This is a genomic window from Serratia sp. (in: enterobacteria) (assembly GCF_046715635.1).
GTDB lineage: Bacteria > Pseudomonadota > Gammaproteobacteria > Enterobacterales > Enterobacteriaceae > Chania.
Genome location: NZ_JBKJYW010000399.1, coordinates 1 through 10,875, shown reverse-complemented (window position 1 = coordinate 10,875; position 10,875 = coordinate 1). Strand labels below are relative to the sequence as shown.

General features: G+C 53.5%; 10 protein-coding genes and 1 pseudogene. 6 read left to right on the top strand and 5 right to left on the bottom strand.

Annotated features, from left to right (window positions below):
• Positions 1-84: 84 nt before the first annotated feature.
• The gene (gene puuR / locus ACLQ7H_RS20730; RefSeq protein ID WP_411754296.1) at positions 85-642 is read right to left on the bottom strand and encodes an HTH-type transcriptional regulator PuuR; all 558 of its coding nucleotides are present in this window, start codon (positions 640-642) and stop codon (positions 85-87) included.
• A 397-nt stretch (positions 643-1,039) separates the two neighbouring features.
• Between puuR and ACLQ7H_RS20725 the strand changes: the two genes are divergently transcribed.
• Together ACLQ7H_RS20725 and ACLQ7H_RS20720 are read left to right on the top strand one after the other, a co-directional pair.
• Complete coding sequence (locus tag ACLQ7H_RS20725; RefSeq protein WP_411754295.1) at positions 1,040-2,458, top strand: glutamine synthetase family protein; 1,419 nt, start codon at positions 1,040-1,042, stop codon at positions 2,456-2,458.
• A 487-nt stretch (positions 2,459-2,945) separates the two neighbouring features.
• Entirely contained in the window at positions 2,946-4,319 is a 1,374-nt protein-coding gene (locus ACLQ7H_RS20720; RefSeq protein ID WP_411754294.1) for an APC family permease, read from the top strand.
• A 149-nt stretch (positions 4,320-4,468) separates the two neighbouring features.
• Here ACLQ7H_RS20720 and sbcB read toward each other — a convergent pair whose 3' ends face one another.
• The 3 genes from sbcB to ACLQ7H_RS20705 all read right to left on the bottom strand — a co-directional run bounded on the left by sbcB (position 4,469) and on the right by ACLQ7H_RS20705 (position 6,442).
• Positions 4,469-5,896: an exodeoxyribonuclease I gene (gene sbcB / locus ACLQ7H_RS20715; protein WP_411754293.1), complete on the bottom strand. Its 1,428-nt coding sequence runs from the start codon at positions 5,894-5,896 to the stop codon at positions 4,469-4,471.
• 97 nt (positions 5,897-5,993) lie between these two features.
• The gene (locus ACLQ7H_RS20710) at positions 5,994-6,182 is read right to left on the bottom strand and encodes a DNA polymerase III subunit theta (protein ID WP_411754292.1); all 189 of its coding nucleotides are present in this window, start codon (positions 6,180-6,182) and stop codon (positions 5,994-5,996) included.
• Positions 6,183-6,256: 74 nt separating this feature from the next.
• Positions 6,257-6,442: a hypothetical protein gene (locus tag ACLQ7H_RS20705; protein WP_411754291.1), complete on the bottom strand. Its 186-nt coding sequence runs from the start codon at positions 6,440-6,442 to the stop codon at positions 6,257-6,259.
• Between the two features lie 245 nt (positions 6,443-6,687).
• On the opposite strand from ACLQ7H_RS20705, the gene ACLQ7H_RS20700 reads away from it, so the two are divergent.
• The gene (locus ACLQ7H_RS20700) at positions 6,688-7,797 is read left to right on the top strand and encodes an SDR family oxidoreductase (protein WP_411754290.1); all 1,110 of its coding nucleotides are present in this window, start codon (positions 6,688-6,690) and stop codon (positions 7,795-7,797) included.
• Between the two features lie 59 nt (positions 7,798-7,856).
• Here ACLQ7H_RS20700 and ACLQ7H_RS20695 read toward each other — a convergent pair whose 3' ends face one another.
• Positions 7,857-8,603, bottom strand: coding sequence for a helix-turn-helix transcriptional regulator (locus ACLQ7H_RS20695; protein ID WP_411754289.1), 747 nt, complete (start codon positions 8,601-8,603; stop codon positions 7,857-7,859).
• A 172-nt stretch (positions 8,604-8,775) separates the two neighbouring features.
• On the opposite strand from ACLQ7H_RS20695, the gene ACLQ7H_RS20690 reads away from it, so the two are divergent.
• The 3 genes and pseudogenes from ACLQ7H_RS20690 to ACLQ7H_RS20680 form a co-directional block, all read left to right on the top strand.
• Positions 8,776-9,843, top strand: a complete 1,068-nt coding sequence (locus tag ACLQ7H_RS20690) for an FUSC family protein (protein ID WP_411754288.1) — start codon at positions 8,776-8,778, stop codon at positions 9,841-9,843.
• 161 nt (positions 9,844-10,004) lie between these two features.
• Positions 10,005-10,322: a PTS system regulator TmaR gene (gene tmaR, locus ACLQ7H_RS20685; RefSeq protein WP_411754287.1), complete on the top strand. Its 318-nt coding sequence runs from the start codon at positions 10,005-10,007 to the stop codon at positions 10,320-10,322.
• A gap of 217 nt (positions 10,323-10,539) precedes the next feature.
• A pseudogene (locus tag ACLQ7H_RS20680) lies at positions 10,540-10,875 on the top strand (ABC transporter permease); the annotation flags it as partial.

Sequence of the window (10,875 nt, the reverse complement as noted above, 5' to 3'; positions counted from 1 at the left end):
CAACTGGGGATAAGGAGCGTGCGGGTTGGCGCTGGCGGCATAATAGCTGGCAACATGTTCCATCATCACTCCTCCGGTGGTGTATCAGAAGGTGGTCGGGGTATGCGCGCTAACGATCCGGCATACGCGCGTTGAGGAATTATTGAAGCTGTGTGGCATACCAGTGTTGATCGCATAGCTCTGCCCTGCGGTCAGCAGGTAGCTTTGGCCGTTGACCGTCAGCATGATTTCCCCTTCCAGCAGCGTGCCGATCTCTTCGCCCTGATGCTTGATCTTCTCGCCGGTGGTAGTGCCCGGTTGATAGGTCTCCAGCATCATGGCCAGGCTACGGGTAGGGTTGCCGTTATGCACCAGCTTCATCGAAACGCCTTGGCTACCGATCTCGATCAGATCGTCCGGCTCGATCACCACTTTGGGTTCATCTGGCCGTTCAGGTTCAGCAAAAAATTCAGACAGCGATAGCCCATAGACCTTCAGCAGTTTCTGCAGCGTACTGATGGCAGGGCTGACTTTGTCCTGCTCAATGGTGCTGATGGCGCTGTGGGTTAATCCGGACAGTTCGGCGACCCTGCGCTGTGACAAACCCAAGTGCTGACGGATCTGCGACAGGCGCTTGCCTGGTGCCAAGCTGACTTCGCTCATAGCGGTAGTTCCTTCTGGTAGGAGCGACAGGTTGGGATCACACCCGGAGCCGGGTACCTGTCTGAGTGATATCGAAACCACATGATATCGGTAGTTGGACGGCCGTTGTAAAATATATTGCCCATGTTTCCCCCTGGTCTGGCGGAAGAAATTCTGTACCAACAAAGCGCAAACAACGCCTTTTCGCTCAATATTTTATCAATTTAGCAGTCCTTGGCGAATAATCAAACGCCATTGTAACATTTGCAAACCATTTCTGTTAAAGCTATGTTTCATATTATGGGTATTATTTTGAGCGCCAGCCTGTGGCGCACTCTACAGAGAAATCAAACCATGTGTTAAGTCAATCGGCAAGCGGATGCGAAGGCATTCCCAAGAGCACAACGGCAGGTGATGTATGCAAACCAACAGCGCAGTAGTAGAAAATTTTGCACAGCATAATGAAGAAAGGCGAAGTAGCGCGTTCCAAAGTGAGGTTGCTCACTATTTGGAACGCCATCCTGACACGCAGTATGTCGATATCCTTCTTACCGATCTCAATGGTTCCTTCCGCGGTAAACGCATTCCCGTCTCCGGGTTGAAAAAAGTTGAAAAAGGCTGCTATTTCCCCGCCTCGGTGTTCGCAATGGATATTTTGGGCAACGTGGTCGAAGAGGCCGGGTTGGGCCAGGAACTGGGCGAACCGGATCGGATCTGTATGCCCGTGCCCGGTACGCTGACGCCGTCGGCGGCGGATCCGCAACATATCGGTCAGGTGCTACTGACCATGCTGGATGAAGATGGTACTCCCTTTGACGTTGAACCCCGCAATGTGCTGAACCGAATATGGCAGGCATTGCGCCAGCGCGGACTGTTCCCGGTGGTAGCGGTAGAGCTGGAGTTTTATCTCATCGATCGACAGCGAGACTCGGCAGGTTATCTGCAGCCGCCGTGCGCACCAGGCACTCAGGAGCGCAACGTACAGAGCCAGGTCTATTCGTTGGATAACCTCAACCATTTTGCTGGGGTGCTCAACGACATCGACACGCTGGCACAGATGCAAGGGCTACCGGCGGATGGGGCGGTGGCTGAGGCTTCCCCCGGCCAGTTTGAGGTGAACCTGAATCACACCGACAACGTGCTGCAAGCCTGCGATCATGCGCTGGCTCTGAAGCGGCTGGTGCGCCAGGTGGCCGAACATCACCATATGCATGCCACCTTTATGGCGAAACCTTATGAGGATTACGCGGGAAGTGGCATGCACGTCCATCTCAGCGTGGTAGACAGCGCGGGGAAAAACCTGTTTGCCGAAGCGGATGGCGAAGACTCGGCGCTGCTTAAGCGGACATTGGCCGGGATGATCACCTTGATGCCTGCATCGATGGCGGTGCTGGCCCCCAATGTGAATGCGTTCCGCCGTTTCCAGCCGGGGATGTATGTGCCGATCCAGGCATCCTGGGGGCATAACAACCGTACCGTGGCGTTGCGTATTCCCTGTGGCGATGCGCAGAACCACCGCGTGGAGTACCGCGTTGCCGGTGCCGATGCCAACCCCTATCTGGTGGTGGCGACGATCCTGGCGGGGATGCTTTACGGGCTAGATACCGAATTGCCGCTGCCTGAGCCGGTGACGGGCAACGGTTTGGAGCAGGAGGGGCTGCCGTTCCCGATCCGCCAAAGCGATGCCCTATACGAATTTGAGCATCAGCACGAACTGACGCACTACCTCGGTGAACGCTTTTCACAGGTTTATCACGCCTGCAAAATGGGTGAACTGATGCAGTTTGAACGGTTAGTGACGGAAACCGAGATCGACTGGATGCTGAAAAATGCCTGATGTCGGGTACCCTGATGGCGAGGAAAGGCGTTTTTGCTGATTTTAAGCAAAAGAATTTGTATTAGAAGGTTTCAGGATCTTGTCTTTCTGTGATCTTATGGCAGAATACGCGAAATGCAGATAGCCGACGTTTTAACGCGTCGGTTATTTTTTTTTGCATTATGTTTTACCAACGTGCGTTTCATACATCAAGCGAGGCCGGACATCGAGCCGGATAGATAAATAGGTTCGTCGCGATCAACCAAAACTTTATGGTCGTGACTCATGAGGATAAGAAAGATGGGGCAATTTTTCACCTTGGCACCGGTGCCCGCCGGTTTCCGTTGCGGTCGCAGCGATTATGGAGCAACACAGGCTTTTGTGCCTAGTTATCCAGCTTCCCTCATCCCCCTTTTAGAATTCAGTCGCACGTTGCGAAGTTTCCCCGCAACCTTGAGTCTTGGCGTGTCTATTATCCGCAAGGCTGAAGGTAAGGGGGGGCTGCGCGATGTCCGATAACATCATCACCGCCGCACCCGCTGCCGGCCAACGCGCCCAACTGCGTAAAACACTGACTTTAGTCCCGGTCGTCATGATGGGTCTGGCCTATTTGCAGCCCATGACCATTTTTGACCCCTTCGGCATCGTCTCCGGCCTGACCGCCGGTCACGTCGCGCCTGCGTACGCCTTTGCTCTGCTGGCGATCCTGTTTACCGCCCTGAGCTATGGCAAACTGGTGAAGAAATTCCCTTCCGCCGGTTCTGCCTATACCTATGCCCAGAAAGCCATCAGCCCGCACGTCGGCTTTATGGTGGGTTGGTCATCACTGCTGGACTATCTGTTCATGCCGATGATCAACATCCTGTTGGCAAAAATTTACCTGGAAGCGATTTTCCCGGGTGTGCCTTCGTGGATCTTCGTTGCGGCCCTGGTTGCCTTGATGACGACGTTCAACCTGCGTGGCATCAAGCTGGTGGCCAACCTGAACTCCATCATCGTGGTGGTGCAGGTAGCGATCATGATCGTGTTCCTGGGCCTGGTGATTAACGGTATCTCCCACGGTGAAGGCGCCGGTACGCTGGTGAGCAGCCGTCCGTTCTGGTCTGACAACGCGCACGTGGTGCCGATGATCACCGGTGCGACCATTCTGTGCTTCTCGTTCCTCGGCTTTGACGGCATCAGCTCGTTATCCGAAGAAACCAAAGATGCAGAAAACGTGATCCCGAAAGCCATCTTCCTGACGGCCTTGATCGGCGGCGTGATCTTTATCGTGGTGTCGTACTTCGTTCAGCTGTACTTCCCGGATATCTCGCGCTTCAAAGATCCTGACGCGTCACAGCCGGAAATCATGCTGTACGTGGCTGGCAAGTTCTTCCAGTCGGTGATCCTGGTATTCTCCTGCGTAACCGTACTGGCTTCCGGTATGGCCTCTCACGCGGGTGTTTCACGCCTGATGTACGTCATGGGCCGTGATGGCGTATTCCCGGAGCGCTTCTTCGGTTACGTGCATCCAAAATGGCGTACCCCGGCGCTGAACGTGCTGCTGGTTGGCGTAATTGCGCTGTCTGCCGTTTCGTTCGATCTGGTCACCGCTACGGCACTGATCAACTTTGGCGCACTGATTGCGTTCACCTTCGTTAACCTGTCGGTGATTTCTCAGTTCTACATTCGTGAGAAACGCAACCGTACGCTGAAAGACAACGTCAACTACCTGATCCTGCCGGTGCTGGGGGCGTTAACCGTCGGTGCTCTGTGGGTCAACCTGGAAGTCAGTTCGATGACGCTGGGCCTGGTCTGGGCAGCGATCGGCCTGCTGTATCTGGCGTTTGTCACCCGCAGCTTCAGCCTGCCGGTGCCACAGGCAAGCGAAGACGTGGCTTAATCAGCTCGTCTGCCTCGCGCTATCAAAAAGGGTTCCACATGCTGGAACCCTTTTTATTACTGACAAATCTCATCCGACTCGCTTTGTAGGGGCGCCGCATGCTGCGCCCGTTCAGATAATCAATGGATGAGGGCAACAGGAGCACAGCGTTAACCCACCAACTGCTTACCGTAATCAAACAACGCCTTCAACAACGCCATCTTCTCTTTATCCCCTTCGTGCAGGTTATACAGTGACTCTAACTGCAAGATATAGCTTTGCACCCGTTCGGCACTCAACACCTCCTGACGGTGCTGCAACCAGCGGCGCTGCTCGGCGTCATCCAGCGTGTTCGGGTAGTTACGGGCACGGAAGCGGAACAGCAGCTCTTTCATCCGGCCATCGCTGAAGGTTAAATCCAGCGCCGGTAGATTCTGCGGTTTGGTTTGCTGAATGATCTTCATGGCAGCCTTGTCGGCATCGCTGAAGAAACCGTCGTACAGTTTGGCATCCACATCATCGATTGGGGTGAAAGGAGCGGCTTCGGCAAACAGGGCCACCACTTTTTCACGGATCTCTGGGTGCTGGCGCAGTACCTTCAGGTTCTCGAGACAAGCCTGGCGATCGATGCCTAGCCGGTCTGCATTTTCTGGCAGCAGCGTCTTCGCCGGAGCCAGCACCGGGCATTTATTGATATGCACCAGCTTGATTGGCACCGGGGCCTGATCGGCCGCCAATTGATCGCGGCGGGTATAGAGGCGTTCGCGCAGTTCATCGGCATTCAGCTCCAGCAGCGGGGTAATATCCCCTGCCAGATCGCACATAATCACCGCATTTTTATTGTCTGGGTGCCAGGCCAGCGGTGAAACCCAACTGGTATTACCCCGTGCCGCGCCAAACATGCCGGAAACGTGCATTAACGGCGTCATTTCCGCAACGTCGATCAGCGCATTGAGCTTGTGCTTGTTACGGTGCTGCAACAGGTAATCAAACAGCCTTGGCTGCGCCTGTTTGACCAGCTTGGCCATAGCGATGGTGGCATGCACATCGGACATCGCATCGTGAGCGTGTTCATGTTCAACGCCGTTGGCACGCGTCAGATGTTCCAAACGGAAGCTGGGGAAGCCATCTTCGTTTTCTGGCCAGTTGATGCCTTCCGGGCGCAGGGCGTAGCAGGCCCGCATTACGTCCAACAGATCCCAGCGCGAATTGCCGTTTTGCCAGCTGTAGGCGTAAGGGTCGTAGAAACTACGGTAAAAGATGTTGCGGCTGACTTCATCGTCAAAGCGGATATTGTTGTATCCCAGAATGCAGGTGCCAGGCACGCTGAACGCTTCGTGGATACGGCGGGCAAACTCGGCCTCGTTAACGCCTTTGGCCAGTGCCTCTTGTGGCGTGATGCCGGTGATCATCACCGCTTCCGGATCGGGCAGATAGTCATCGGCTGGCGCACAGTAAAACACCTGTGGTTCTTCGATAATGTTGAAATCCATATCGGTACGCACCCCGGCAAACTGCGCCGGGCGGTCCATTGACGGGCTTTTGCCGAAGGTTTCGTAGTCGTGGATGTAGAATGTGGCCGGTGCCTTGCTGCTCAAAATCGCATCTCTTGTTGGCGTAGGGAATAGCCCTATTGTAACGGCGCGATCACCGATGCCAAGTATTGGTTAATGCTTAACGCAAAATTGAGTGCTGCTACGCAGTGCGATAGAAGTTCAGCCGTTGCTGAAAGTAGCCGCGTAGATGCGTGGGGACGTGCGCTTCAGCGTTTTCCCATTCGGCGGCGTGGCCGTAGCGTTCGCTATAAATAATTCTCAGTGCCAGCAAATCGGTTTGGATCTTTTCACGCTCTTGCTGGGGTAGGCCATCCAGTGGTCGTGGCATGTCATTCTCCCTATTCGACAATGCATAATATGAGGCTGAAGAGAATTTGTCGCTACCTCATTCAGGGCAGGACGTCAGAGCGCTGGTGCCAGAGTGGAGTGATGCTTTGCTGGTTGGGTGCTCATCGCCTGTTCTTGCTGGCCATGATCGTGCTGATGATCCTGGGATTTACCATAGGTATACAGACCGCTAATCAAGGCCAACCAGAAGAGCGTGCAAATGGTTAATACTCCCAGCCAGACTTTTTGGTTGTAGCTCATGATAGCTCCTGAAAAAATGTGTTGGATAATTATGGTTAATTAAAGCAGAGATAACATCAATGCTATTTAAACAAGCGGAATAAAAGATGCGCTGAGTTGTTACTAATCGCCTGCGTGTTTTTCAGGATATTCCTTAATGGAATGTTAAGAGGATTAATTAAATCACCAGTCAATTTCTATTTACTTCTGGTTTATAAATATAGGCATACACTCCACCTCATTCAATGCAAATGTAGGTGTGTAAGATGAAAACGTTACTGTTGACTGGGGCGACCGGCTTTCTCGGTGGTGCGATGCTCGAAAAATTATTGAAAGAAAATCAAAACGTTAATTATCTGCTGTTGGTGCGTGCGGAAACAGAACAACAGGGCTTAAACCGTATTTGCACTAATATGGAAAAGTTCAATTTAGATGAAAGTATTCTGAATAAACTTACGGTGAAGAATATTTTACTGGGTGACTTAAGCGAGCCGGAATACTTCTTGTCTGACGACCGTATTAACAAGGTAACCCATGTTGTTAACTGTGCTGCGGTGGCATCATTTGGTAATAACCCGCTTATTTGGAAGGTTAACGTTGAAGGCACTCTGGCGTTTGCACAGCGAATGGCACAGGTGGTTGGATTAAAACGTTTCCTGCATGTGGGTACGGCAATGTCTTGCGCCCCCCAGGTGGGTTCGTTAGTGGCAGAAAGCGCCGAGTTTGAGGAAACAGCCGAACACTTGGTGGAGTATACTCGTTCCAAATCGACCATTGAGCAACTGATGCGGCAAACCTGCCCGCAGCTGCCGCTGGTGATCGCCCGGCCATCGATCGTGGTTGGGCATACGCAGCTGGGCTGCAAACCCTCCAGCAGCATTTTCTGGGTGTTCAGCATGGCGTTGATGCTGCGTAAGTTTATGTGCTCGCTGCAAGATAGTATCGATGTGATCCCGGTGGACTATTGCGCCGATGCGTTAGTGATGCTGCTCAACCGCGACAGGTTGGATAACGATGTTTACCATATCTCGGCGGGTGAGGAGAGCAGCGTCAGTTTTGCGGATATCGATCATGCTATCGCCGCCGCGCTGGAAGAGCCGCCGGTGGGCGATCGCTATGCGCAGGTCAGCTACGAAGCCCTGTTGCAAATGCGCAGACAGCTGAAAGATATCTTCGGGCCGTGCAATGAGCGCCTGATGCTGAAAGCGATGCGCCTGTACGGCTCCTTTGCCATGTTGAACGTGCGCTTTAGCAACGAAAAAATCCTCAAGCTGGGCATGCCTAAACCGCCTCGCTTTACCGATTATATTGGCCGCTGTGTGCAATCGACCCGTGGGTTGTCGATACCGCAGCAAATGGCGGTGGATTTTAAATAGCGTCTAGGTGGTTCTGGTTCATTACGTAGGGGCGCACATGTGCGCCCGAGCCCAGGATCTTACCAGGAGGAGGAAGACCAGAATACTCGCCCCAGCACCACCAGTTGCTCTTTGCGCTGCGGATAGCTGAGTAGTTCATCCTGGTACTCTTCCCGGTTCAGGGAGCGGATGACCACGCCACCATCGGGCTGCTCAATCAGGATCTTGACCCGTAACAGATTGCCATGGCGGATCGCATAGGTTTTCCCTTCGCGGATGCGAGTATCGACGGTATTGATACCCACTACATCGCCATCCTGCAGCCGGGGTTCCATGCTGGAGCCGGAGATGCGGATAATGCGTGCCGCATTTACCGGCACCCCCATCTTGTGCAGATAGTAGCGGCGGAAGATCAGCGAGAACTCCTCGCTATCGACAATTTCGTAGCAGCCGTCACCGGCGGAGAAATCGATATCCAGCAAGGGGATCTCCACAAACTCTTCCTTGTCCTGCTCGGTATCTTCCCATACCACGGGTTTGAGCCGTGCCGGTTGGAAATCCGATTCGGCCGCCACGTTGGCAAACGGCTGTTCCAGCGCCTTCTCATGGAATACATCGAACCAGCCTTTGGGCAAGCCGAGTTTGGCCTCAATGCGTCTGGCGAGATTGTCGCCCAGGTTGCGGGAGGATTTTTCACCGGTGATCTGGCTCAGCGTTGGCGCAGAAGATCCCACCAGTATGGCGAACTCATTCTGGTTGGTGCCTTGCCGGGCGAAACGTGCCATCAGATCGCGCAGGTTGTTGCGCCTGATTTCTTTGGTTTCCATGCGCCGATGATCTCACTCTTTAGCAAAAAGGTAAATCCTCCGCCGCTAAAATCTTTAGCGCAAACTTAAACCTCCCCCTAACCAGGAAGCCTCTTTCAACAGCTAGTGTTGTACGCCAGCCGGGTTCTTCCACTAAAATAAGGGTTTTACAGCAGGGTCGGTGGGGACAAGCGTGCGTCTGGATAGAAAAATCTCTTCTTTTGAACATCTGATCTACCGTAATTACCGTATCGTCCACGGGGTACGCATCGGGTTGGCCTTTATCCTGACCTTTCTGTTAATCCGTCTGCTGGCGGTGCCGGAAGGTACCTGGCCGTTGATCACGCTGATAGTGGTAATGGGGCCGATCTCTTTTTGGGGTAACGTGCTGCAACGGGCGCTGGAACGTATTGCCGGTACGGTGTTCGGCGCAGCCTCTGGCCTGATTGCGCTCTACCTGGAGCTGTATTCGCTGCCGGTGATGCTGGCCTGGTGTGGGGTGGTGATGTTTGCCTGTGGTTATCTGACGCTGGGCAAACGACCCTATATGGCGTTGCTGGTGGGCATTACGCTGGCGGTGGTCATCGGTGCCGGGGCTGGCGATATATCTATCGCACTGTGGCGCAGTGGTGATGTGATTTTTGGTTCGTTGCTGGCGCTACTGTTTACCAGCATCTACCCGCAGCGAGCTTATGTGTTGTGGCGAATGAAAATGGCGGATTGCTTGGAGACGGTTGGGAAGATCTACGGCGCTTATCTTTCACCCAACATGATTGAGCGGCCCCGGTTGGAGCCTCGGCTCAAAAACTTGTTGGGCGATGTGGTAAAGCTACGCGCACTGATCGCCCCCGCCAGCAAAGAGACTCATATCGCCAAACCGGTCTTTGAAGCGGTACAGACCCTGAGCCGTAACCTGGTGTGTACGTTGGAACTGCTGGCCGATGCTTACTGGGCCTCGCGTGAAACCCACTTTATTATGCTGAATGCCAAAACGTTGCGCAGCTCACAGCTATTGACGCAACGTGCTATCGAATCCTTGTCCACCATCATGCGGGATGGCGAACCCCTGCATGCGCAGGCTATTGCCGGGGAACTGGGCGATATCTCCGCAGAGCTGAAGGCACTAATGCAAGAGGCCAGTGCCGCACAACTCAGCGAAGCACCTATCTATGGTTATGTCTGGCTGAGTATGGAACTGGCGCAACAGTTGGAAGAACTGGGCGATCTGCTCAAGGTCTGTACGGCCAACGGTCGGGAATAGTGGATCAGATCATGAAGCAGGCGCATCAGGATAGGGTCAAGACGCTAAAGTGGGTAAGATAGGGCAATGACAGTTGTGTCTGACGGCCACAACCCTGTATCTTGGTATCATTGTGGCCGTAAGCAAATGAATCTGTGTATTACTAAAGCAAGGGTATAAAGATGGATAATGCAAATAAGCCGAGTTTCCAGGACGTTCTGGAGTTTGTGCGTATCTTCCGCCGTAAAAACAAGCTACAGCGTGAAATTGTCGACAACGAAAAGAAAATTCGTGACAACCAGAAGCGTGTGCTGCTGCTCGACAACCTGAGCGAGTACATCAAACCGGGCATGAGCATTGAAGACATTCAGGGCATCATCGCCAACATGCGCGGTGACTATGAAGATCGCGTTGATGATTACATCATCAAAAATGCCGATCTGTCGAAAGAACGCCGCGACCTGTCCAAAAAGCTGAAAGCGATGGGCGAAGTAAAGTAATTCGCGTCAAGCAGGGCTGGGGATCTCCCAGCCCTGCTTCTTTTCAGGGGCGCAGCGCCCGGAACGACCATCAAGAATAACGATATTCTACCGTGCTATAGCAAATCTGCTTAAAGCCGCTACGCTAATGTTATAAATAGACTTTGGCCAATCGCTTTCAAGTTGTCGCTTGAAGGACGACGGGTATAAATTTCTTCGCCAGCAGAGGCTGTCATCGATGGCAGAACCGCAACTCAGCACCTTTCTCAACTTGGACGAGACGCTCCATCCTCCCCGTATCTTGGCATCTGGGGATTGGGTGTTGGCACATTACCGCCTGTTGGAACCCGCCGTTGGGCAATTGCAAGCCCGCTTGCCGGCCGATGTGGTGTTCGATCTCAGCCAACTGGGCAGCCTGGATACGGCAGGTGCCACCTTGCTGGTCAATCTGCTGGGTGACCAACGGATATCCGATCTCAAACAGTTAGCCCCTACGCTCCCAGTGGAACGCCGCGTGCTGCTGGAAACCGTTGGCCGTGCTTTGCAAGGATTTACGCCACCACCGGCAGAAAAA